Genomic DNA, 23,503 nt, shown 5'->3' on the forward strand with positions numbered 1-23,503 from the left:
GTGGGTTCCTCTCGCGCTTCATTCACGAAACTCCCTCCCACCGAGCGGCTTCACCCCCGCGCGGACGGCCTGGATCTGCTTTCTCTCGGGTCGGTCGTCCGCCGGTTACATGACGAGGACGTTGTCGCCGTCCGTGCGGTTCGCCCCGCGCTGCCCGCTGTCGCCCAAGCCGCGACGGCCGTGGTCGCCGCGTTGCGGGCGGGCGGACGGCTCCTCTACATCGGCGCGGGCACGAGTGGACGTCTCGGCGTCCTCGACGCCAGCGAGTGTCCTCCGACCTTCGGCAGCGCCCCCACCCAGGTCCAGGCCCGCATCGCGGGTGGACGCCGGGCGATGACGCATGCCGTGGAGGGCGCCGAGGACGACGTCGAGGCGGGCGTCCGGGACGTGGCGGACTTCGCCGCGAGCCCCCGGGATGTCGTCTGCGGCATCTCCGCGAGTGCTTCCACTCCCTATGTCCGCGGCGCGCTGCGCGAGGCGAAGCGGCGAGGTGCCCACACCGTGCTGGTGTGCTGCAACCCGCCTGGCACTCGCGCGGACGTGGACACGCTGGTGCTGGCGCGCACGGGGCCGGAGCTGGTGGCGGGCTCCACGCGGCTGAAGGCCGGCACTGCGACGAAGCTCCTCCTGAATGCCATCACCACCGCGGCCTTCGTGGCGCTGGGCCGGGTGTACCGGGGACGGATGGTGGGCATGCGCCCCGTCAACGCGAAGCTGCGGGCCCGCGCCGCGCGCATGGTGGCCGAGCTGACCGGGCTTCCCGGCGAGGACGCGGAGGCGCTGCTCGCGAAGGCCCGGGGCGAGGTGCGGGTCGCGGTGGCCATGGCCTTCACGGGCCTGGGCGCCCGGGAGGCCCGGAAGCGTCTGGCGGAGAACGGCTTGCGCGCGCTCGGCCGCTCCGGACGTAAGGGCGAGCACGCATCGGCCGCCCGCCCGCCCGCTCCCCGAAAGCGGCGTGTGGGGACCGGGCCTTAGACTTGGAGGCATGCGCCTTCCGCCTCCCCTCTCCGATTCCGAGCGCCCGCGCCTGTGCATCGGGCTTTTGTCCGGCACCAGCGCGGACGCGGTGGAGGCCGCGCTGTGCGAAGTGACTGGAACGGGCGGCGGCGCTCGGCTGCGGCTGTTGTCCCACGTCTCGGCGCCCTTCCCTCCGGACGTGGTGGCGCGGATGCTGGGGCCCCAGGACGCGCACTCGCTCAGCCGGCTCGACTTCGAGCTGGGGGAGTACTTCGCCCGCGCCGCGCTCCAGGTGATGGAGCAGGCGGGCGTGGCGCGCTCGGACGTGGCCGCCATCGGCTCCCACGGCCAGACGATGGCCCACCATCCCCCGGGCACCACCGAGGTGCCCTCCACCCTGCAGATCGGCGAGCCGTCCGTCATCGCCGAGCTGACGGGCCTGCCCGTCGTCAGCGACTTCCGCACCCGGGACGTGGCCGCCGGGGGCCACGGCGCGCCGCTGGTGCCCTACTTCGACTGGGTGGCCTTCCGCGGGCTCCAGGCCCCGCGCGCGCTCCAGAACCTGGGCGGCATCGCCAACGTGTCCGTCGTCGGGCCCCTCCTGGACGACACCTTCGCCTTCGACACCGGCCCCGGGAACATGGTGCTGGACGGCCTGGCCCGGCGCGCGACGCACAACCGGCTGGCGTGTGACCTGGACGGGACGCTCTCCGGCCAGGGCCGGGTGATTCCGGAGCTGCTCGAGGAGCTGCTCACCGACGACTTCCTCGCCCGACCGCCTCCGAAGAGCACGGGACGTGAGCGCTACGGAGATGCACTGGTGGAGCGGCTCTGGACGATTCACCCGGACCGGGCGAATGACCTGCTGGCCACCGCGTTGGAGCTCACCGTGGAGAGCACCGCGCGCGCCTACGAAACCTGGGTTTTTCCCCGAGCGCCGGACCTGGAGGCGATGTACGTCTCCGGAGGCGGTACACGGAATCCCCGGCTGATGGCGCGGCTCGAAGCGCGACTGGCTCCCCTCCCCGTGCGCCGGCTTGATAGCCTTGGATTTCCAGAAGGCGCGAAGGAAGCGGCCTTGTTCGCCCTGCTGGCCGCCGAGTACCTCGTGGGAACCCCCGCGAATGTCCCGTCCGCAACTGGCGCGAAGCGTCGAGTCGTTCTAGGAAAGCTGACACCGTGAGCAGCGTGAACCTGATGGCCCGCGAGGTGGCCGCCAAAATCGTCTTCTATGGACCTGGCTTGTCCGGGAAGACGACCTCGCTGCGGAAGATCTACGAAACCGTCCGGCCCGCGCACCGGGGCGAGATGATGTCCATCGCCACCGAGGGGGACCGGACCCTCTTCTTCGACTTCCTCCCCGTGAAGGTGGAGCGCGTCGGGGACTGCTCGGTGCGGCTGGCGCTGTACACCGTGCCCGGCCAGGTCTTCTACAACGCGACCCGGAAGCTGGTGCTCCAGGGCGCCGACGGCGTCGTCTTCGTGGCGGACTCGCAGCCGGAGGCCATGGACGCCAACCGCGAGTCGCTGGCGAACCTGGAGGAGAACCTCTTCGAGCACGGCATCCGGTTGGACCGCTTCCCGCTGGTGATGCAGTGGAACAAGCGCGACCTGGACCACGTGCTGCCCGTGGAGCAGCTGCGCCAGGAGCTCAACCCGCGCGGCGTGCCCGACTTCGAGACCGCGGCCACCAACGGCCGGGGCGTGCTCGACACGCTCAAGGCCATTACGCGGCTGGTCATCAAGGACCTGCGCGCCAAGCGCATCGTCCCGCCGCCCCGCCCCGTGGCGCCCGCCGGCGGCGCGCAGCCCGCGGGCCTGGAGGCCCAGCTCGCCCAGCACCTGCAGCACCGCCAGCCCCCCGTCGCGATGTCCGGCGGACACGCGCCCGCGATGGCGGTGGTGCCCAACACGCCCGTGCCTCATCGGCCGTCGGGCTCGTTCCCCGCCATCGCCCCGCCGCCCCGCGTGGAGCCGGTGACGCCGCCGCCCGTGGCGCCGGCCGTCTTGGCCCCCGCCGTGGTGGCCCAGCCCGCGGGCCCCAAGCTGCTGGGCGCCGCGAGCGCGCTGGCGCCGGGGGACTTGTTCGACCACGCGCGCGCCGCCGAGGCCGCGTTCATGGCGGGCAACTACTCCACCTGCGTCACCGCGTGCACGGACGCCATCCGGCGCGCGCTGGCGTACGCGGGTGAGGGCACGCTGGCGCAGCAGGCGTTCCTGTTGCGCATGGATGGCGCGGACCTGCTGCGCGTGCAGGGCCTCTCCACCCAGTCGCACCTGCGCGTGGACGACGCGGCCTTCGCGCTCTACGTGCTGATGCAGTCCTTCGCGCGGCTCAACGCGGTGGGCCTGCCCGCGTCGGAGTGACGCCTCCGCCCCTCAGCGAGGGGCGGTGAGCTGGAGCAGCCCCATCCGGAGCAGCTTCGCCAGCGTCTTGAGCGTCTCCAGCTCCCGCGAGGGGCTGGCCAGGACGATGGTGGACACATCCCACGTCCCGCTCACCAGGCCCGCGATCTGCCGCTCCTCGGGCTTGAGCAACGCCATGCCCTGAGGGTCGTGCACGACGACGGGAATCAGGAGCGGCGGCATGTCCGAGTAGAGCGCGGCCACGTGCTCGCGCTGCACCAGCCGGGCGAACTCGCGCACACGCCGGTCCGCGGGGTCGCTCGCGAGCAGGGACGCGCAGACGATGCCCGCCGCATCGTACTGGCCCTCGCGCATCAGCACCGCGCCCTTCTCCAGCATCTCCGCCACCGGGTCCGCCTCCACCTGCGGCGCGCCCTCCACCTCCACCAGCTTCGAGCGGAGCAGCTCGTACACCCGCCGCGTCACCGACGAGCGCGACACGCCCATCGACAGCCGCAGCCGCCCCAGGTTCTGCGGCGTGGCGCACAGCCCCAGGATGATTCGGTGCATCAGCGGCTGGCTGGGGCTCGGCGGCGCCAGCGCGCGCACGCTGAGCGCGTCGATGGGCAGCGCCTTGTCCACGTCCGGCTGCTCATCCACCCAGCGCAAGGACTCGAAGAGCAGCTCGCGGATGCCCATGTCCGACGGCACCCAGTCCTCGCCCGAGCGGTCCGCGTCCTCCGTCCAGTGGAACGTGCCGCGCCCTGCAATCGTCAAGTCCGTCATCGCCGCGAACAGCTCCTCGCGGCCGAGGTCGCGAATCCACCGGGCCTGGATGCCGTGCACATCGAAGGCGGCGTCCACGTCGGGCGTGCGCGACAGCTCATCGAAGGCGGCGAGCACCTTGGTGCCCGAGGCCAGCTTCGCCAGCGCGAGCAGCCGGGCCACGCGGCCGCGCAGCCCCTCGGAGGCGGTGGCCCCCACCTGGCCGGAGAGCAGGAAGAGCTTCCGCTCGCCGGCCTCCCAGGAGAGCTGGAGCGTGCCCGTCTTGCGGGAGCTGTCCAACCATTGAAGGAACTCGGGAAGCGGGTAGCTGAAGAGGTCGCCGTGGAGGGCCATGCGGTATGCGTTCGAGGATACAGTCACGAGCCGTGCGCGTCGCGCTCCTCTTCATCGATGGCGTGGGCATCGGCCGGAAGGACCCGGCCATCAACCCGCTCGCCCACCGCGAGCACCTGCTTTCCCGCTTCCAGGACGCCCCCAGCCCCCCGCTGCCCGACGGCGGCCTGTGTATCCCGGTGGACACGACCTTCGGTGTGTCGGGTCGGCCCCAGTCCGCTTCCAACCAGACGGCCATCCTCACCGGAGAGCCCGCGCCCGCGCTCCTCGGCCAGCACGTGCTGGGCTACCCCAACGCGGCCCTGCGCGCGCTGCTCGCCGAGCGCTCCATCGTCAAGCGCCTGCGCGTCGCCGGCCGTGAGGCCACGTTCGCCACCGCCTACCCCGCCGCGTACCTGGACGCGCTCGGGGTCCCCCGGCGCCCCACCACCTCGCCCCCGGAGTTCACCCCGCCCCCCGAGGCCCGCCGCCGCATGAAGCCCTCCGCCGCCAAGCTGGCCTTCGCCGCGGGCGACGTGCCGCTGCGCACGCTGGAGGACGCACGCGCGGCGGACGGCCTCACGCCCGACATCACCGGCGCCCACGCGCGCGCCTTCGGACTGCCCGCGCCCGAGCGCACGCCCGAGCAGGCCGCGGACATCTTCTGGCGCGTGGCGATGGGCGCGGACTTCACCTACTTCGAGCACTACCTCGCGGACGAGGCCGGACACGCCCAGGACTTCACCGCCGCCCACACCGCGCTGGACACCTTCGACGCCTTCCTGCGCGCCGTGCTCGCCACGCGCCCCGCCGACGCGCGCCTCATGGTGTGCAGCGACCACGGCAACGTGGAGGACCTGTCCACGCGCGGACACACGCTCCACCCCGTCCCCGTGCTCTACTTCGGGCCTCCATCGCCAGAGGTGGAGGCGCTCTCCACCGTCGCCGACGTGGGACGCACGGTGATGCGCTGGCTGGCAGTGGAGTGACGCTCGTGACGAGGGGATGGATGCGCGGACAGGGACGAGCGGGCCTCTTCGTCGTGGGGGCGGCCCTCATGGCCATGCTCGCCGGATGTCAGGCCCCGCGCCGCAGCACGGTGGACATCTCCCCCGCCGCCGCGCCGGGCGCCCTCGCGAAGACCACGGCCCTGCCCACCTCCAGCGGCGCGCGAATCACCCTCGAGTTCCAGCCGCGCGACACCGCCGCCGCGGACCAGGTGCGGCTGGCCGTCGAGCGCGCCCTGCCCCGGATGGCGCGCTGGGGCACGTTCGATGACTCGGTCTCCATCGTCATCCACCCGAACCACGCCGCCCTCGAGCGCGCCGCCAACCGCCCCAACCACGACTTCCTCAGGGCGTGGGCCCGCTACGAGCAGATTGAACTGCAGAGCCCGCGCACGTGGACGCTCCTGGGCGCCAGCCAATCCCAGGTGGACGAGCTGCTCCTGCACGAGCTCACCCACAGCCTGATGTACCAGGTTGCCTCGGACCGGCTGGGCTGGACGCGCAAGCGCATCCCCCTGTGGTTCCGCGAGGGCATGGCCTCGTACACCGCCGAGCAGGGCTACCGCACCGCGTCCCTGGAGGACCTGGCCCGCTACTACGGCCTCCATCCCCAGGCGGACCCGCTGGCCCAGGCGGACTCGCTCTACCGACGCGAGAGCGACATCGTCTACAGCGCCGCCCACCACGCCTTCACCTTCCTGGTCCGCCGCTACGGCGAGCCCGTGGCCCGGGGCATCCTGCGCGTCATGAGCCAGGGCCCCGACTTCCCGGAGGCCTTCGCCCAGGCCGTGGGCCTGTCCCAGGAGGCCTTCCTCCGGGACTTCCGCCGCTACGTCCAATGGCGCGGCTTCAAGGGCGGCCGGCTGCTCCGCCCCTACTCCTTCCCCACCCCGGACCACCTCACCCTCCCGCCCCCTCCCTCCCTCTGAGCCCGCATCACCACCTTTCGCCCGGTTGAAGTTTTCAAAACTGCACACTGGATGCAGATAACAAACCAGTGGCACTATTCCGGCGCGACTGAAATCCACGTGACGGGTTGGGGAAGCCCGTGCGGGGAGTGTGGAGGGGGTATCGATGACGGAGCAGCCGCGGAACAGCCCGGAGCTGTCCGCCGATGCAGCGGACTCGAAGACCTTGCTGGAGCGACTCCAGCGGTCCGCCGACGTCCTGGAGAACCTCAGCGGAGCGCGGGCCCCGGAGCTGTCCGAGGGCACGTCCGCGGCGTTGCGGCAGGAGGCCGCGGCGCTGCGGCGCATGCGTGGGGAGCTGGGGCTCTTGCTCAAGAGCTGGTCGCTGCTCACGGACACGTCCCAGAAGCTGCTCAACCTGCCTCCGGACGAGCTGGAGTCGGGGGTGCGCGCGGCGCTGGAGGTGCTGGGGCGGAACATCGACGCGCAGCGTGGCTACGTCACCCTGCTGTCGGATGACGGCGAGCACCTGTCGGAGGCGTATGAGTGGTTCTCGCCCGGCATGAAGGCCCATGGGCTCGCGCAGCACCGCGGGCGCTCGCTGGTGGGCTTCCCCTGGTCGCTGGATGAGCTGCGCGCGGGGCGCATGGTGACGGTGACGGACGCGGGCCGGCTGCCGCCCGAGTCCGTCGAGGAGAAGCGCGTCTGTGCGCTGCTGGGCGTGCGCTCGTACATCACCGCGCCGCTGCTGCTCGCCGGAAGGCTGCTCGGGTGGATGGGCTTCGACTCGGTGGACGCCGCGCGCGAGTGGACGCCCGAGGAGCGGCACCTGATGCGACTGACGGCCCACGTGGTGGTCAGCGCGGTGGACCGCAAGCGCCGGGACGCGCAGCTGTTGCAGGAGAAGGAGCGTGAGCAGCGCGCGCAGTCGCTGGGCATCCTCGCGGCGGGGCTGGCGCACGAGATCAACAACCCGCTGGCGTACGCGACGGGCAACCTGGAGTACCTGCGCGAGCGGCTGCCCGACGTCAGCGAGCCGACGGACGCGGAGTGCCTTCAAGTCCTGGACGAGGCGCTCGAGGGCACGCTGCGCATCCAGCGCATCGTCGCGGACCTCAAGGCGCTGTCCTCCACGCAGGTGGAGGCCACGGAGCCGGTGGACCTCAAGGCCGTCACCGAGAGCACGCTGCGGATGGCGGCCAACCAGCTCCGCCACAAGGCGCAGGTGGTGAGGGACTACGGCGAGGACGAGCCTCGGGTCCGGGGCACGTCGACGAAGCTGGGCCAGGTGCTGCTCAACCTGGTGCTCAACGCGGCGCACGCCATCCCCGAGGGCCACGTCTCCGAGCATCGCATCACCGTGAGCCTGCGCACCGACGCCACCGAGGTGCGGCTCGCCGTCTCCGACACGGGCTGCGGAATCGCTCCAGACGTCCTGCCGCGCATCTTCGACCCGCTTTTCACCACGCGCCGCGCGGGTGAGGGCATGGGCATGGGGCTGGCCATCTGCCGCGACATCGTCACGGTGCTGGGAGGACGCATCGACGTGCGCAGCGAGCCCGGGCGAGGCACCACGGTGGAGGTCACCCTGCCGCGCGCCGAGGCCCCCGTGCCGCTCGCCCCGAGCCTCCAGTCCCTCGCCCGCTCCGAGGGCCGACGGGTGCTGGTGGTGGACGATGAGCCGCGCGTGCTGGACCTGATGCGGCGCTTGTTGCGCGGCCACGAGCTGGTCACCGTGCCGGATGGACGCGCGGCACTGGCGCGACTGCGCGGGGACAGCGCCTTCGACGTCATCCTGTGTGACTTGATGATGCCGGAGCTGACGGGTGTGGACGTGTACCAGGCGGTCCGCGACTCCTGGCCGGGCCTGCACGAGCGCATCGTCTTCATCAGCGGCGGCGCCTTCACGCCGGAGACCAAGCGCTTCCTCCAGGAAGTGAAGAACCCGGTGCTCGCCAAGCCCTTCGATGCCCGGCACCTGCGCGACGCGGTGATGGCCGTGGCCCTCCCCCCTCGGGACTGAGGGCCTGGGCGTCAGGGCGGCGACGACTCCACGAGCAGTTCCACCCGGCGGCTGCGCGCCATGCACCCCGGGGTGCCGTCATTGCACGGAGGCAGGTCCGCGCCCTGGGTCTCCAGGACGAGCCGCGCACCCTCGATGCCAAGCGCCTGGAGCTTCGCGGCCACGGACTGCGCGCGGCCCAGGCCCAGCGAGGCGTTGACGGACTCGGGACCGAGGATGTCCGCGTGTCCGCGCAGCCGGACGCGCAGCCGCGGCCCCCGGTGGAGACACTCCGCCGCGCGCAGCAGCGAGGCCTCCCCTTCCGCCGAGAGCCGGGTGTCGAAGAAGGCGAAGAAGACGGGCTCGAGCTCGCACGTGACGGGCGGCCCGACGGGCTCCGAGATGGACGCGGTGGCGGGACGCTCGGGCGAGAGTCGACGCGCCTCCGCGAGCACCTCGTCGACGACGCGCGCGGCCACCTCGTCGGGGAGCGGCGTGTTCACCACAGGGCCGTACTCGATTCCGACGATGGCCTCCTGCGGCTGGCCCAGGAGCATGAAGGCCGGGCGCTGCTGCCACTGCACGGTGACTCCGTCGCGCTCGTAGGCCGTCGAGGTGACTCGCACCGTGTCCCCGGGACGCGCGTCGATGGTGACCCGGCCGCGCATCACGAAGCGGTACGCATCCACGTACGAGAAGACCGACGAGCGCCCCTCGTACACCACCGACACGTCGAGCCAGCGCAGCCCGAGCGGCAGCGAGTGACGAGGACCCGCGGCCCCCGTGGACGGCAAGGTCCGCCCATCCAGCGTGTAGTCCACGGAGACGAGCTCCCAGAATCCCTCCTGGCTGAGCCGATCATCGTGCGCCAGTTCCAGCCACGCATCGCCCGTCGCCACGGGCTCGGCCCCCGCGCTCCCCGATACGAGGCTGGCGAGCAGGAGGAGACACGTCGCGAGCACGCGAGCCCCTGAGCCCGGGTCCTCGAGATACCGGGCCCGTGACACCGGACTTCGCCTCTCGCGCAGCGGATTGCCCACGACGTGCCCCCCTTCTGGACCCTCGAACCGGAGCGTGCCTCAGGGTTTCTGGACAGGCGGCGGAGCCTGCTGCGCCGCGGGGCTCGGGAGGAGGGGCGGACGGTCCTTGCCCTCCACCGCGCGCTGCAGCTCGATCTCCTGCAGCAGCGCCGCCGGCGCCACCGTGGACACCGGCACGTTCCCGCTCTCCGCGCCGCAGAAGCCGTTGAAGATGCCGCGCTTCTGCCCCGTGGCGATGATGCGGTTCACCGCGGACAGCGGCGTGCCGACGATCTCCACGCCACGCACCAGCGTCTCCTTCCCTGTCTTCACGTCCACCCGGTACACCATGCGCGGCACGCCCTTGAAGGCCTGGTAGCCATAGCTGGACGTGTTCGTGTTGCCACCGGTGATGTCGCGGATGATGAGGCCGTACGGCTTGCCCTGCTTCTTCGCCTCGTCGATGAGCATCTGCTTGAGCTTCTCGTCGCTCACCTGACGCGTGCTCTCCACCATGAGGTTCGCCATGCGCGCCACCGGCTTGAGCGTGCCCTGGCTGCGACCGTGCCCGTTCGACCGGAGGAAGCCCTCCACCGGCCGGCGTCCCAGCAGGTAGTTGCGCAGCACGCCCTTCTCCACCAGCGTCACCCGCTGCCCCTTCACGCCCTCCTCGTCGTAGAGGTAGTAGCCGTTGAGCGGCTCCCCCGCGAGCGAGCGCTGCGAAGGGTCATCATGGATGGACAGGAATGAGGGCAGCACCAGCTTGCCCACCTGCCCCTTGAAGGTCTTCCCCTCGTTGTCGCCGTCCTGCCGGTCTCCCTCCAGCCGGTGGCCCACCGTCTCGTGGAAGAGCACGCCGGAGGCCTCGGGCGCGAGGATGGCGGGGCCCGTGTACGGGTCGATGGCCGGCGCCTGCCGCAGCGCCATCAGCTCCTCGATGACCTTCGCCGCGGACTGACGGATGCGCTCGTCGTCCGGCAGCCCCGCCTCCGTGGGCGCGTAGAAGTCCCGCGAGTCATCCAGCAGCTGTCCGTCCGGCGCCCGCGTCACCGCGGAGACGTGGAGCCCGTACAGCGTCTCCTCCGTCACCAGCCGCGTGCCCTCCGTGGACACGAACAGCCGCGTCACCTTGTCGGCGGTGATGCGCACCTCCGAGTCGAACAGCTCCGGATGCGCGTTGAACTGCGCGGACACCTCGCGCGCCACCTTCACCCAGCGCGCCCGGTCGAACGGACGGGCCACCGGCGGCTGGACGAAGGTGCTCGGCTTCTCCTTCGTGAAGGAGGCGGGCCGCTTCGGGTCCTCCACCGAGTACACGTCCTCGCCCTTCTTCTTCAGGAACTGGAAGAGCGCGGACTTGTACCTTTCGTCCGTGAGCAGCCACAGCGACGTGCGCAGCGCCAGGGGCGAGTCATCCAGCGGCCCCTCCTTGCGCGCCGTGTAGCTGGTGCCCTTGGTGGAGAAGGAGAACTCCAGCCCTTCCGCGACGGAGCTGTCGAAGGCGTAGTCGCCCACGCGGGCGTCGACGTACAGCCGCCGCTCCCGGTAGCCGTCGTCCATGAAGATGGCGCCAAAGCGCGCGGCCACGACCTCCTGCTCGTAGTCCTTGAGCTGGTAGCTCATGAAGTACGGTGGCTCGTGGCTCTGCAGCTTGAGCTGTTGTTGGTTGCGCGAAAGCTCGCTCGACATGGCGTCGAGGAGCACCTGGCGCGAGTCGGTCTGCGCGGGTGCCGCCGCCAGCAACATGGCCGAGGCCACCAGCAGGGGGAGAACGGGTCGGGTGAGGGCTGTCACGCCCCCCACTGTACCCAAACCACCCCGCAAGACGAGCAGGTCCGCTGACTCCAGGTGCCCCTCCCGACACCTGGAGTCGCGAACCCCTGCCCGGAGGGTCGACTTCCGGGCCCAGGCTCGTCTGCCTTACGCCTTCGTCACCTTCTCGCGGCCCTGGGGCACGCCCTTGGTGGCGTTGCGCGTGTCAATCACACACGTCGCGTTGGCCACCACGGCGGCGTAGTCGATGTTGGTGTGGTCCGTGAGGATGAGGACCGCGTCGTACTCGCCGAGCTTCTCCGGCTCGAGCGGGACGGACTTCATCTCCATGTTGAAGCCGTGGCCCTTGTGCAGCTCCGGCACGTACGGGTCGTGGTAGCTGAGCTCCGCGCCCTTCTCCGCCAGCAGCGTCATGATGCGCAGGGACGGACTCTCGCGCATGTCGTCGATGTCCTTCTTGTACGCCGCGCCCAGGCACAGCACCTTCGCGCCGTTGAGCGTCTTCTTCGCCTTGTTGAGCGCCTCCATGGTGCGCTGCACCACGTAGTACGGCATCTGCCAGTTCACCTCGCCGGCCAGCTCGATGAACTTGGTGTGGAACTCGTACTCGCGCGCCTTCCACGTCAGGTAGAACGGATCGATGGGGATGCAGTGACCGCCCAGACCCGGGCCCGGGTAGAACGGCTGGAAGCCGAAGGGCTTGGTGCTCGCGGCCTGGATGACCTCCCACACGTCCACGTTCATGCGGTCGCAGAGCATCTTCATCTCGTTGACCATGGCGATGTTGACGCAGCGGTAGATGTTCTCCAGCAGCTTGGCGAGCTCCGCCACGCGCGTGGAGGACACCGGCACCACTTCCTTCAGCGCGCTGCCGTACAGCGCCGCCGCGACCTCGGAGCACTCGGGCGAGTAGCCACCGACGATCTTCGGAATCGTCTTGGTGTTGAAGCTCTTGTTGCCCGGGTCCTCGCGCTCGGGGCTGAAGGCCAGGTGGAAGTCCACGCCCGCCTTGAGGCCGTTCTTCTCCAGGATCGGCTTGAGCACCTCCTCGGTGGTGCCCGGGTACGTGGTGGACTCCAGGATGAAGAGCTGACCGCGGCGCACGTGTGGCGCGAGCGACTCACCCGTCTGGATGATGTAGCTCATGTCCGGCTCACGCGAGGCCGTCAGCGGCGTGGGCACGCAGATGATGACGCAGTCCAGCTCCTTGGACCGGGAGAAGTCCCCGGTGGCCTTCAGCTTGCCCGCCTTCGTCAGCTCCGCCAGCGGCGCGCTGGGGATGTGCTTGATGTAGCTCTCGCCCTTCTCGATCTTGTCGAGCTTGCGCTTGTCGACATCGAGCCCCACGACCGGGAAGCCGGCCTCGGCGAACGCCATGCCCAGGGGAAGACCCACGTACCCCAGCCCCACCACACCGACCTTCGCCTCCCGCCGACGAATCCGCTCCAGCAGCGGGCTGCCCACCATCACCCTCATCGTCCTCACCTCTCCTGATGCGACGTGCCGCTGAGCGGTCACGCCCCGACCCGAACACTCACCTGAAGACAACCACCCACTTCAAACTCGACGGAGGCTTCACCTGCCCCCGGAACTCCACCGTCACCGCGGGCACCACCCGCCCATAGCCGGGCGAATAGCGCGAGGGCACCACCTGCGACTCCAGGCCCTCTTCCAGCAGAATCCATGCGAGCGGCGCCCCCTCCGGGCCCAGCTCCACCGCGACGGGCGAGAACACCAGCGGCTCCTCCGCCGCGCGCTGCGCCCGCGCGAGCACCTGCGCGTCCGGCGTCACCCGCCGGGCCTGCTCATCGGGAAGATGAAAGCGTCCAATGACCTCGTGAGACCCGGTGCCGATGAAGGAGTCCCGCCCCGCCAGCGAGCGCTCGCGCCGGTCCAACCGGAACGTGCGCTCGATGCCGACCGGTGCCGGCAGCAGGCGGTAACCATCATGGCGGACCCGCAATCTGTCCACGCTGGTGCCAGGAAGGAAGGCCACCACGCGCGCTTTGGCTTCCTCGGGCAGCGCGAACAGCCGGGCCTTGTCCAACGTGGCCTGCTCCGCGCCATCCACCTGCACGGTGTTGTGCGCGGCGGTGCCACGCAACGCGTTGCGCATCGCCGGGTCGCGCGTGTACGAGCCCGTGCCCGGGTCGACGATGACGGGACGGCCGCCCAGGTGCAGCTCGAAGGAGAGCTTGTCGTTGTGGCTGTGGCCGCCCACCCCGCGCTGGCCCTGCTTGCCCGCGCTCACGGTGACGACGGCGCCCGCGCCGCGCAGCACGTGGAAGCCGCCCTCCGGGAAGCTGATGGACTGCGGCGCCGCGCCGGGTGACAGGCGCTGGTAGCGCTCCAGGCCCACGTGCCCGAGCAGCCACGCGGCCTCGTCCGGGAGCTCGCCGCCCGCCAGGGCCGCGTCTCCGAAGAGCGCCGCGCCCAGGCCCACCAGGTAGCCCTGCTCCAGGTCGCCGCGGTCTCGCAGCGGGAAGACGCGGCCGGAGTCGTTGTCGCCAATCTGCGGCGCCAGGCCCGTCTCGGAGGACCACGCGCGCACCGCGTGGAACATGCGCTTGAGCCGCGTCTCGTAGGCCGTGCCCAGCGCCACGCCCGCGCCCCGCGCCACCAGCAGCGCCAGGGTGAACAGCTCCACCGAGAGACGGTGGTAGGGAATGGAGCCCTCGAAGGAGGTGCCCTCGACGTGGACCTGCGCGGACATCTGCTCGCACAGGCCGGCCACCGCCAGCGCCACCTGGCGCGAGGCACCGGGCAGCTCCGGGAACAGCAGGCCGACGACGAGCAGGCCCACGTGGTTGGAGACCAGGTGGTTGTTGGGCACCGCGCCCCGGTCCTCGAGGTGGGCCTCCACCCAGGACATGTGGTCCGCGAGCGAGCCGAGCAGCGGCACCAGGAACTCCGCGCGGCGCACCTCGGGCGCGTCGGCGAACATGGCCAGGGCCTGCGCCAGGTTGGCTCCACGCAGCGCCACCTCCATGGCACAGGACCACTGCACGCCCTGCCCCACGGGATTGGCCTGGAGGAAGTCGAGCACCTGCATCACGAAGGCGGAGGCCAGCCGCGAGCGCTCACGGCGAGAGGTCTCCACCCAGTAGCCCTGCGCCAGCGCGATGGCGCTGTCGAGCCGCCCCATCACCCAGGGGTACTTCGGGTCATTCCCCTTCGACAGGAGCGGCATCCGCTCCACCGGCGCCAGCGGATAGCGGTGGCCGCTGAGCACGTCGAGCGACCAGTCCACCGGCTTGCCCTCGCCGAAGACCACGCGCGTGCCGAAGACGTCCCACTCCTGACGGAGCGCGGCCTGGGCCCGGGCGAGGGCACGCTCACGCGCGCCTGGAATCGTGGAGAGCGCGGCGAGCACGGACTCGCGCTGGGACACCTCGCACCATGCGCGCGAGGTGCGGCTGTTGAGCGCCTTCTGGGCCAGCTCCTCCGCGCGAGTCACGCCGAACGCGCTCAACAGCCGCACCTCATCGGTGCGCTCACGCCGTCGGTATCGCGCCTGCCGTGCCACGCCCTGCACACGCCGCACGGCGCTGAGGGCCAAGGCCCCCGGAGCCAGTCTGGCGATTGCCGCGTAGTAGTCGAGAGTCCCCATCAGTCCCTTCCGCCGCCCGTCGCAGAGGCCGTTAGCAAGGGTCCGGCCAAGGGGGCTCTCCGAGGAGTTGAGCGGGTTTGGGCGATCATCCCGCCCCGCGGGACGGTAAAAAGTCGGGAGGTCGCCGAGGGGCATGGGTAAAGGATTGCCGGGTGGCGGCGCCTTGTTTGCCCACCCTGGGCAGTGTTGCGCCCTGGAGGTGCCGTGCCCATACCTCTGCGCGTGCAAGTGGGTGCTCGGAGTGGGCGGAGCGTCGACCCGGATGTCGACGCGGGGGTGGAACAGGCGCTCGTGGCGGTGGCCGAGCGGGCCCTGTGCCGTGGTGCCCACGCGGGCATGGAGCTGTTGCTGCGCGAGACGCTCCGATTGACGGGGGCCTCCGGCGCGGCGCTCTTCGATGGACGCGTCTGCGTGGCGCGCGCGGGCACGGGCATTCCGCTTCCCATGTCCGGTGGTGGACGGATGCTCAAGGTCTGGCCCGAGCGCGCGGACGGCGCAGTGCTCGAACGGCTGTCCGCCTTCGGGAGCGCGCTGCTCGCGGCGCGTGCGCGGGAGTCGGCCGCGAACGCACGTCATACGAAGCTGCTGGCCCAGCGCAGGGAGCTGGAGCGCGAGGTGGCCCGGTGGGAGCAGCGCCGCTCACACGCCGCCCATGACCTCAGGACCCCCTTGATGGTCATCAAGGGCTATCTGGACATGATGATGAAGGGCATCGCCGGGCCGATGAACCCGACGGTGCAGCGCTACCTGGACCGGATGATGCGCGCGGCGCAGGACCAGCGGGCGCTCATCGACCATCGACTGGGACGCGGAGCAGTCACGGACCTGCGGCCCTTCTTGCACACGGCCTTCGGTCCCGCGTCGCGACACGCGCAACGGTGCACGGTGACGATGGCGCTGCCGGAGCGTCCCCTGCTGGTGAAGGGAGCCCGCATCGAGGTGGAGACCTGGATGCGGGCGATGGCGCGCGGGCTCGCGTCGACGCGCGCCACCGCGATGGACCTCCAGGTCGAGGCGTTCGAGCCGACGAGCAGCTGGCGGGTGCTCGCGATGACTCGGGGCGGAGAGACTCCCTCGGCCAAGGCCCTCACACGGATGAGGGAGCTGACGCGCCGGCTCGGAGGAACCCTGGAGGTGCCGACCGACGAGGAGCCGCGCTGGGTCGCGCGACTTCCGGCGGAGCTCGGACCTCCCGGCGCCGCCGTCACGGGCTGAGCGATTCGCGGGCCCGCCCGCTCCCAGCATCGCGCCTCCACCCGACCATCTCGCGAGTCGCGCGTCGGGCCTGCCTGGAACGGCCGGGCGCGACGCCCCGGCCGCTGCTCGGCAAGAGCGTCTTTCCATTCCGACGCGGGGCTCACCGCCACGGGTCGGGACAGGCCACCGAAGCCGATTCCCCGACTCGAGCCGCTACGCCGCGTTCGCGGGCAGGAGCTGTCGCACCAGCTCCAGCAGCCTGCCGCGCTCCACCTCGCGCTTGACGAGGTAGCCATCCGCGCCCGCCTCGAGTCCCGCGGCGCGGTCCTCGGGGCTGTCGAGCGAGGTGACGAGGATGATGGGCGTGGAGTGCAGCGTCGGGTGTGACTTGATGCGCCGCGCGAGCCCGACACCATCCAGCCGAGGCATCTGCCAATCGCTCACCACGAGCTGGCACGACGTGCGCTCCAGGATGCCCCAGGCCTCCTCGCCGTCCGCCGCCGTCACCACCGGGAAGCCGGCGATCTCCAGCAGCGACTTCATCGCGAAGCGCGTCGTGAGCGCGTCGTCGCACACGAGGATGCGCGGACGACGCGACTCCGTCGCCATCGAGCGCGTCTCCGGCCTCGCCGCGCGCACGAGCTCCGGCGCGTTGAGCACCGGCACCACGCGTCCGTCATCCAGCACCGCCGCGCCAGCCAGATGCCGCACGCTCTGCAGATGCTTGCCCAGCGAGCGCACGACAATCTCCTGCTGCCCCACCACCTCGTCGATGGCGTACAGCACCTTGTCCCCACCCACGACGACCAGCGCCGCCGTCTGCACGCGGCCCGACTCGATGGCGAGCGGCAGCCGGGGCAGCCCGATGGCCTCCGCCAGCGGGAGGAACGTGAGCTGCGAGCCATCCACACGCGCCACCACGCGCCCGGCCACCGTGCCCACGTCGTCCGGCGTGAGGCGCATCACGCGCTCCACGCTGTCGGACGGAATCGCGGACACCGTCGTGCCCGTGCGCACCAGCAGCCCCAGCGCCGCGGCCAGCGTCAGCGGCAGGTCCACGGTGAAGCGCGTCCCCCGCCCGGCCCAGAACTCCACATCCACCGAACCCTGGAGCCGCGCCGCCGTGGCCTGCACCACGTCCAGCCCCACGCCCCGGCCCGACGTCGCCGTCACCTGCTCACGCGTGGAGAAGCCCGGCTGGAACACCAGCCGCGCGGCCTGCGCGTCGGACAGCTTCGCGGCCGCGTCCTCCGTCAACAGGCCCCGGCGCACGGCCGTGGCCCTCACGCGCTCGGGAGACAGCCCGTAACCATCGTCCTCCACCACCACGGCGATGCGCGCGCCCCGGGGCTCCACGCGCACCGTCAGCCGCCCCGTCTCGGACTTGCCCGCCTGGCGGCGCTCGTCCGGCGTCTCGAGCCCATGGTCGATGGCGTTGCGCACCAGGTGCAGCAGCGGGTCCTTGAGCGCATCCAGGATGCGCCGGTCCAACCGGACCTCGCCGCCCGCCAGCTCCAGCGCCACGTCCTTGTTCAGCCGCGCGGACACCTCGCGCACGGTGCGACGCAAGGGCTCCAGCAGCTGCGAGGCGGGCACCATGCGCAGGTCCCGCAGGTCATCGCGCGCCACCTGCGCCACCAGCGCGAGCTGCTCGCTGTCCCGGTGCGCCTCGCGCGACACCTCCAGCAAGCGCTTCTGCATGCTCCGCATCAACGTCACGCCCGAGCGCAGTGAATCCAGCGCCGCGCCACCGCCTCCCGCGAGCGTCAGCTCCGACGCGGCGCGCTCCAGTTGACGCAGCACCTCGTGCGTCCCATCCGACAACGCGCGGTAGCTCTCCGAGCGCCGCGCCTGCTGGGAGCGCCCCGCCACGAGCAGCTCCACCTGGAGCGCCAGCGAGTCCAGCGTCTTCACCGCCACGCGCACCGTGTGGTCCGTCGAGGCCCGGGCCTCCTGCTGCACGGGCGCCTGCTGCGCACCGGACGCGCCGTTCTCCACGGCCACCGGCGCCGCGCGCAACGTCTCCACCGCGCGCGCCACCGCTTGCGGCGGCCGCTCGTGCTCGAGCTGTCCGCGCAGGTCCACCAGCGTGCCCGCGACCTCGGAGGCCGCGAGACTCGCCGCGTCGCCTCCCGGCTCCATGCGCGCGAACCCCAGCGCGGCGGACTCGGACAGCGTGGCCAGCCGCGCGGAGCCGGCCTCCAGGGCCTGCACCTTCAGCCCGCGCGCCCGCTCCATCGCCTTGCGCACCACGGCCGCGCGGTCCGGCACGTCCGGCGAGCACAGCGCGCCGAGCGCGGCCTCCAGGAACTCCAGCGCCTCCAGCCCCTTCGCCGCGAGCCCGGACAGCACCGCGGCCGACTCGGGCAGCACCACGTCGCGGCCCAGCGACTTGAGCAGCCCGGCCAGGCCATCCACCTGGGGCGCCTGTCCCGCGTCGCCCCGGGCCATGGCGGCCTCGATGCCGGACAGGCCGCGCAGCATGGACTCCACCGCGTCGCGAGGAAGGCCGTCATCCGTGCGGATGTGGGCCAGCCCGTCCTCGATGGCGTGCACCACCTGCTCGATGTCGTCGAGCCCCAGGCTCGCCGCCGAGCCCTTGAGGCTGTGCACCAATCGCTTGAGCGAAGGCAGGAGGTCCGCCTCGCGCTCGTTCGAGGGGCCCTCCAACCCGAGCACCTTCGCTCCGATGGCTTGGATCTGCTCACGCGTCTCCGCGGAGAAGACCGGCCAGATGCTGCGCAAGAGCTGCGGATCCATGTCGCGCCCCTATTCCTGCGCCTGCCGTCCCGCGGCCGGGCCCCCGAGCTGCTCCAGCTCCAGCACCGTCAGCCGGTCCGGAGTCAGGTACAGGAAGGGTCCCGGCGGGGGCTGCGAGAGCTCCGACTTCGGCAACTCCTTACGCCCCTCCACCGTCTCCGCCGCCAGGCCGAAGCACTCCTCGTCCACCTCCACCACCACGATCTTGCCCAGGTCCGACATGCCGCCGCCCTCCAGCCCCAGCAGCTGGCGGAGGTCCAGCACCGGCACCACGCGCGAGCGGCTGGCCAGCGCGCCCAGCACGTGCCGCGGCGCCCCGGGCAGCGAGGAGATGCCACGCGCCTCGAGCACATGGTCCACGTGCTCGATTCGGACCGCGTAGCGCTCCCCGCCCACCTGGAAGGCGAGCACGGACAGCACCTCTTGATGCTCCTCGTGACGAGACTCGGCCAGGGCGCGCGCGCGCGCGCCGAGCACCTCGCGGCGCTTGTCCACGCTCACCCCGGTCGTCCCGAGCTGGGGCCTGGGCCCCGTGGAGTCCTTGCTCACCTTGACCTCGTCACCCGGCATGGGCTCGTCACTTCGTCGCGGGCAGCTTCAACATGTCACGCACCTTCGAGCGCAGGTCGTCCACCGACACCGGCTTGTTGAGGAAGGCGCTCGCACCCACCAGCTGTCCCTTCTTGCGACTCGCGTCGTCCTTCAGGGAGGTGAGCAGCATGAAGGGCGTGTCATGCAGGTTGGAGTCGGCGCGCACCGCCGCGCACAGGGCGAAGCCGTCCATCTCCGGCATCTGCACGTCGGAGATGATGAGGTCCGGCCTGTACTCGCGCGCCTTGTTCAGCCCCACCGCTCCGTTGGGGGCGTCGACAAACTCCAGGCCCCAGCCCATCAGGTAGACCTGGAGCAGATTGGTGATGGTCTTCGTGTCCTCCACGATGAGGACCTTCAAGGACTTTCGTTCCGTCGCCACATTCACATTCATAGCTGGTACCTACCCACCAGGTCCGAGAAGCGCTTCGAGAGATTGGTCAGGTTTCCAGCCACCTGTTCGATGCGTCGCGTCCCGATGACGGAGTCTCCCATGGCCGACGTCAGCTCGCCCATCGCCGCGGCGATCTGCTCCACGCCAATCGTCTGCTGCCGGGTATTGCCCGCGATCTGTCGCGCCGCACCGGACGATTCGCGAATGACTTCGGACAGTCCGAGGATGGCGTTGCCCGCGCCGCGCGCCAGCTCCATCGCCGCCTGCGCCCGGCGGCTGCCTTCTTCCGTGGCCGTGACGGCCGCGCGCGTTCCCTTCTGCACTTCGTTGAGAAGTCCGCGCACCTGCTCCGCGGCCAGCCGGGACTGCTCCGCCAGCGTGCGCATCTCCGTGGCCACCACCGCGAAGCCCCGCCCGTGCTCGCCCGCCTTCGCCGCCTCGATGGAGGCGTTGAGCGCCAGCAGGTTCGACTGCTCGGCCACGTCCTTCACCGTGCTGATGATGTCGCCAATCTGGAGCGTGCGCTCGTTCAAATCCGTGATGGAGAGCGCGATGGCCTTCACCTGCTCACCCAGCTTCTCCATGCCGGACACGCTCTCCGACACCACCTTCTGGCCTTCGGCGCTGAGCGTCTCCGACTTCTGCGTCTGGGAGATGACCGAGTCCGCGTAGGCCGTGGCCTGCTTGGATGTCTGGGCAATCTCCGCCACCGTGGTGCTCGTCTCGCTGATGGCGGACGCCTGCTGGTGCGCCATGGCGGACTGCTGCGAGGACGTCGTCAGCACACCCGCCGCCTCCTTCTCCATCTCCGCCGCCGCGCCCTTCAGGTCCTCGAGCAGGTGCGCGAGCCCCTCCGACATGGCCGCGAAGCTGCGCGACACCGCGCCAATCTCGTCGTTGGCCTCGGTGTCGAAGCGCTGGCGCAGGTTGCCCCCGGCGATTCCCGCCGCCGCGTGCGACAGTCGCTCCAGCGGCACGACGAGCAGCCCGGACAAGAACCACGACGCCACCAGGCACGCGGCCAGGATGAAGACGCCGAGCACCAACGTGAAGCGCGTGGTGCCTCGCAGCGCGTTGGTGAGCGCCTCCTCGTGGAGCGCCACCTGCACGGTGCCCACCCGGCGCGAGGCGCCTGCCTGCGGCGCCACCACGGGGGTGGAGGACTCCACCACCGCCTCGTCGTTGATGACCAGCCGGCGCTCCACCGCGGTGTCTCCCTCGGCGGACGGCTGATCCGCGCCCGCGAAGCGCTCCGCGGCGACCTCCGCGAGCAGCTCACCCTTCGCGTCGCGGACCAGCACGTAGGCCACGTCCGGGACATGGCGCAGGACACCGTGCGCCGTGGACTGCAGGCGGCTGGCGTCCGGGCTGGCCGACAGCATGGGCGTGAGCGTCTTCGCCAGCTCCTCGCTCACCGCGTGCGAGCGCCGGGACAAGTCCTCCCGCTGCGCGTTGCTCATCTGCATCCAGAAGGCGAGCACGAGGATGCCCGCCACGAGCACGCCCGTCACGCCCGTGACGGCGACAATCTTGAAGCGCAGGCTGAGGCGGCCCATCGCGAGCAGCCCTGGCAGCGTCAGCTTCGTCTTCTCGAGGTCCACGTTGACTCCCACGGGCGAAAGCGCGCGCGCTAGCGCGCGCCCTGCCATCCAGCCTGAGTTCTGGGTACCAGGGCCTGTCGCAGGCCGCCGGCGGTCATCGTCTCCACCCCACGCAGCGGGTGTTCATCATCCAGCCCGTCGAGCGAGCGCAGCGCGTTCTGTCGCGCGCGCTCCGCGTCCTCGGGCCGGTCCATGCGTCCGTAGAGCGCCACGAGCGTCGCGTGACCGAGCGCCAACCGGGGCTCCAGGTACAGCGCCTTGCGCACCGCCTCCACCGCGCCGTTCAAGTCCCCGCGCCCCTCCGCCACCATGGCCAGCAGCAGGTACGCCTCCGGCACCAACGCCTTCGCCGCCTCGCGCGCGAGCGCCTCGGCCTCCTCGAAGCGGCCCGAGCGGGCCGCGTCCAGCGCGCGCTCCATGGGCCCCGTGGCGCTCCCGCTCGAAGCGGGCACGGCCTGCGGGCCCCGCGCCTCTCCCGCGCCCTGGGGTTTGTGCGGGCCCGTGGCGACGGCGGACAGGCTCACGACGGGCGTCTCGGTCCCCGAGGGCGTGCGCGCCGGTTGGGTCGAGCCCCCCTCCCCCAGCGCCGAGGGACGCGCCGCGGCCCGCGCCGCCGTGCGAAGCAGCGCCTGGGCCGCGTCGCGCACGGCCCGGGGCGTGGGCGGCGCGGGCCGCGTCCAACCCGGAGGCGGCACCCTCAACGCCACGCTGCCCTCGGCATCCACCGTCTCCAGCCCCAGCCCGTTGGTGAGCGGCACCTCGGCGGGCGACACGAACAACAGCCCGCCCGGCGCGAGCACGGAGACGAAGTGCGTGAGCACCTGGCGCACCAGCTCGGGCGGGAAGTAGATGAGGACGTTGCGGCAGAAGATGGCGCTCGGCGCGCTCACGGGCGGCGGCTCGTTGGCCAGGTTGTGGCGGCGGAACTCCACCGAGCGGCGAACCTGCGCGACGACGGAGAGCTGCTCGCCCTGCGGCTCCAGGAAGCGGCGCTCCAGCTCCGGCTCGATGTGCCGCAGCGACCACGGGCCGTAGAGCCCCGCGCGCGCGCGGTCCAGCGCCCGGTTGGACACATCCGTGGCGAGCACCCGGAAGCGGCCCTCGGGTACGCCCGCCGCGAGCAACGCCATGGCGATGCTGTACGGCTCCTCGCCCGTGGCGCAGCCCGCGCTCCACACCTGGAAGAACGGCCCCGCCGGCGGCACGGCCAGCCGCGCCAGCGTGCGCAGGTGCTCGGGGTGACGGAAGAAGTACGTCTCGCCGATGACGGCGTGCTCGATGAAGGTCTCCACCGCCTGCGCGTCGCGGCGCAACAGCCCGCGCAGGAACGACGCGGGCGCAAGGCCCCGCGCCTCCGACGAGCGCGCGAGCGCCGTCTCCAACGTGCGCCGCAGGCTGTGCGCGAGCGTCAGGCCGCAGGCGGCCCGGAGGACCTCCTCCACCTGGATGAGCGTCGCGTCATCGAGGACGGCCTCGCTCACGCCCCCTCCGACCCCACCAACACCGCCGAGACGCGCAGCAACGGCCGCACCCCTTCGGGCGTCCGGCACAGGCCCGCCATCAACCCCGTCCGGTCCCACGGCAAAGTCACCGTGCCATCGGGAGTGCCCTCCACCAACGTGGGCGCCTCCACCAGATCCCTGACACGGTCCACCAGCACGGCCACCGGGCGCGCGCCCTTGCAGATGACCAGGTGCGCATCCAGCTCCGGCTGCCGCGTCACGCCCAGCAGCACCGCCAGGTCCACCGCGACGGCCGGGTTGCCTCGATAGATGAAGGTGCCCGCGACATGGGGCGGCGCCCCCGGCAGCGGCTCCAGTTCCACCAATCGCACCACCTCCTGCACGGCGTCCGCCGCGAGCAGCGCGCTGGTGCCCGCCGCGTCCAGGGTGAGGAAGAGCCCCGGCAGTCGCAGCTCTCCCGACAGGGAGATCAACTCCTGACGCAGCCGCGCCTGCTCGAGCTCCAGCGCACCCAGTCGCTCCTCGACGGAGGCCCGGCGCACCTGTGTGTCCACGGGGTTGTTGGGGGTGTCTGCCATGGGGACGGCCCCGCCCGCTTCAGCCCTGGCGCGCGGGTCGACTCACGCTAGTCCGGGCCAGGAATAACCGTCAATGCGGGGTCAAACTGACCGTCCCCCACAGGACGCGGCGGATGTGTGTCCTCAGCCGCCTCGACAGGTCGGGTGTCCACCAGGCGGGGAGTGCGTCCGGAAGTGAAGATATGGTTTGATGCGGACC

General features: G+C 71.4%; 18 protein-coding genes. 7 read left to right on the top strand and 11 right to left on the bottom strand.

All coding sequences use genetic code 11. The annotated features are described in order from the left end of the window. Genes VZQ01_RS02765 through VZQ01_RS02775 form a run of 3 tightly spaced genes read left to right on the top strand, consistent with a single transcriptional unit; the run spans position 1 to position 3,324 of the window. Positions 1-975 carry an N-acetylmuramic acid 6-phosphate etherase gene (locus tag VZQ01_RS02765; protein ID WP_426746849.1) on the top strand — a complete coding sequence of 325 codons (975 nt, stop codon included), beginning with the start codon at positions 1-3 and terminating at the stop codon, positions 973-975. 10 nt (positions 976-985) lie between these two features. Then, on the top strand, positions 986-2,140 hold the full coding sequence (locus VZQ01_RS02770) for an anhydro-N-acetylmuramic acid kinase (RefSeq protein ID WP_223782983.1): 1,155 nt from the start codon (positions 986-988) through the stop codon (positions 2,138-2,140). After that, positions 2,137-3,324 (top strand): GTP-binding protein, encoded by a 1,188-nt coding sequence (locus tag VZQ01_RS02775; RefSeq protein ID WP_426746850.1) that lies wholly within the window; start codon positions 2,137-2,139, stop codon positions 3,322-3,324. The genes VZQ01_RS02770 and VZQ01_RS02775 overlap by 4 nt, the downstream gene beginning before the upstream one ends. 12 nt (positions 3,325-3,336) lie before the next feature. Here VZQ01_RS02775 and VZQ01_RS02780 read toward each other — a convergent pair whose 3' ends face one another. After that, complete coding sequence (locus tag VZQ01_RS02780; protein ID WP_141332905.1) at positions 3,337-4,422, bottom strand: DUF4388 domain-containing protein; 1,086 nt, start codon at positions 4,420-4,422, stop codon at positions 3,337-3,339. A gap of 32 nt (positions 4,423-4,454) precedes the next feature. Here VZQ01_RS02780 and VZQ01_RS02785 point away from each other — a divergent pair, with 32 nt between their 5' ends. The 3 genes from VZQ01_RS02785 to VZQ01_RS02795 all read left to right on the top strand — a co-directional run bounded on the left by VZQ01_RS02785 (position 4,455) and on the right by VZQ01_RS02795 (position 8,339). Then, a complete protein-coding gene (locus tag VZQ01_RS02785) occupies positions 4,455-5,390 on the top strand; it encodes an alkaline phosphatase family protein (RefSeq protein WP_223746796.1) in 936 nt (311 codons plus the stop codon). Between the two features lie 20 nt (positions 5,391-5,410). Next, the gene (locus tag VZQ01_RS02790) at positions 5,411-6,337 is read left to right on the top strand and encodes a hypothetical protein (protein WP_426746851.1); all 927 of its coding nucleotides are present in this window, start codon (positions 5,411-5,413) and stop codon (positions 6,335-6,337) included. A 145-nt stretch (positions 6,338-6,482) separates the two neighbouring features. Next, a complete protein-coding gene (locus VZQ01_RS02795; protein WP_426746852.1) occupies positions 6,483-8,339 on the top strand; it encodes a hybrid sensor histidine kinase/response regulator in 1,857 nt (618 codons plus the stop codon). Positions 8,340-8,350: 11 nt separating this feature from the next. Here the strand turns inward: VZQ01_RS02795 and VZQ01_RS02800 are convergent, their stop codons facing one another. The 4 genes from VZQ01_RS02800 to VZQ01_RS02815 all read right to left on the bottom strand — a co-directional run bounded on the left by VZQ01_RS02800 (position 8,351) and on the right by VZQ01_RS02815 (position 14,720). Then, positions 8,351-9,280 carry an OmpA family protein gene (locus tag VZQ01_RS02800; RefSeq protein WP_426746853.1) on the bottom strand — a complete coding sequence of 310 codons (930 nt, stop codon included), beginning with the start codon at positions 9,278-9,280 and terminating at the stop codon, positions 8,351-8,353. 117 nt (positions 9,281-9,397) lie between these two features. Further along, positions 9,398-11,083 (bottom strand): TldD/PmbA family protein, encoded by a 1,686-nt coding sequence (locus VZQ01_RS02805; protein WP_426746855.1) that lies wholly within the window; start codon positions 11,081-11,083, stop codon positions 9,398-9,400. 174 nt (positions 11,084-11,257) lie between these two features. Further along, the gene (locus VZQ01_RS02810) at positions 11,258-12,577 is read right to left on the bottom strand and encodes a nucleotide sugar dehydrogenase (RefSeq protein ID WP_305070650.1); all 1,320 of its coding nucleotides are present in this window, start codon (positions 12,575-12,577) and stop codon (positions 11,258-11,260) included. A gap of 67 nt (positions 12,578-12,644) precedes the next feature. Next, complete coding sequence (locus VZQ01_RS02815; RefSeq protein WP_426746856.1) at positions 12,645-14,720, bottom strand: heparinase II/III domain-containing protein; 2,076 nt, start codon at positions 14,718-14,720, stop codon at positions 12,645-12,647. A gap of 204 nt (positions 14,721-14,924) precedes the next feature. Here VZQ01_RS02815 and VZQ01_RS02820 point away from each other — a divergent pair, with 204 nt between their 5' ends. After that, positions 14,925-15,935 (top strand): histidine kinase dimerization/phospho-acceptor domain-containing protein, encoded by a 1,011-nt coding sequence (locus VZQ01_RS02820; RefSeq protein ID WP_426746857.1) that lies wholly within the window; start codon positions 14,925-14,927, stop codon positions 15,933-15,935. A gap of 195 nt (positions 15,936-16,130) precedes the next feature. On the opposite strand, the gene VZQ01_RS02825 is transcribed toward VZQ01_RS02820, so the two are convergent. From VZQ01_RS02825 to VZQ01_RS02850, 6 genes are read right to left on the bottom strand one after another with little or no spacing between them, the layout of a single operon-like run. Beyond that, positions 16,131-18,677: a hybrid sensor histidine kinase/response regulator gene (locus tag VZQ01_RS02825; RefSeq protein ID WP_223746789.1), complete on the bottom strand. Its 2,547-nt coding sequence runs from the start codon at positions 18,675-18,677 to the stop codon at positions 16,131-16,133. A 9-nt stretch (positions 18,678-18,686) separates the two neighbouring features. Then, positions 18,687-19,247 (bottom strand): chemotaxis protein CheW, encoded by a 561-nt coding sequence (locus tag VZQ01_RS02830; RefSeq protein WP_141323265.1) that lies wholly within the window; start codon positions 19,245-19,247, stop codon positions 18,687-18,689. A 7-nt stretch (positions 19,248-19,254) separates the two neighbouring features. Continuing rightward, on the bottom strand, positions 19,255-19,662 hold the full coding sequence (locus VZQ01_RS02835; protein WP_141323264.1) for a response regulator: 408 nt from the start codon (positions 19,660-19,662) through the stop codon (positions 19,255-19,257). Further along, positions 19,659-21,263 (bottom strand): methyl-accepting chemotaxis protein, encoded by a 1,605-nt coding sequence (locus VZQ01_RS02840; protein WP_370640331.1) that lies wholly within the window; start codon positions 21,261-21,263, stop codon positions 19,659-19,661. The genes VZQ01_RS02835 and VZQ01_RS02840 overlap by 4 nt, the downstream gene beginning before the upstream one ends. A gap of 29 nt (positions 21,264-21,292) precedes the next feature. After that, positions 21,293-22,744, bottom strand: coding sequence for a CheR family methyltransferase (locus VZQ01_RS02845; RefSeq protein ID WP_426746858.1), 1,452 nt, complete (start codon positions 22,742-22,744; stop codon positions 21,293-21,295). Next, the gene (locus tag VZQ01_RS02850; RefSeq protein ID WP_074957366.1) at positions 22,741-23,304 is read right to left on the bottom strand and encodes a chemotaxis protein CheW; all 564 of its coding nucleotides are present in this window, start codon (positions 23,302-23,304) and stop codon (positions 22,741-22,743) included. The genes VZQ01_RS02845 and VZQ01_RS02850 overlap by 4 nt, the downstream gene beginning before the upstream one ends. Positions 23,305-23,503 lie beyond the last annotated feature (199 nt).

The organism is Myxococcus faecalis, from assembly GCF_050039385.1.
Lineage (GTDB): Bacteria > Myxococcota > Myxococcia > Myxococcales > Myxococcaceae > Myxococcus > Myxococcus fulvus.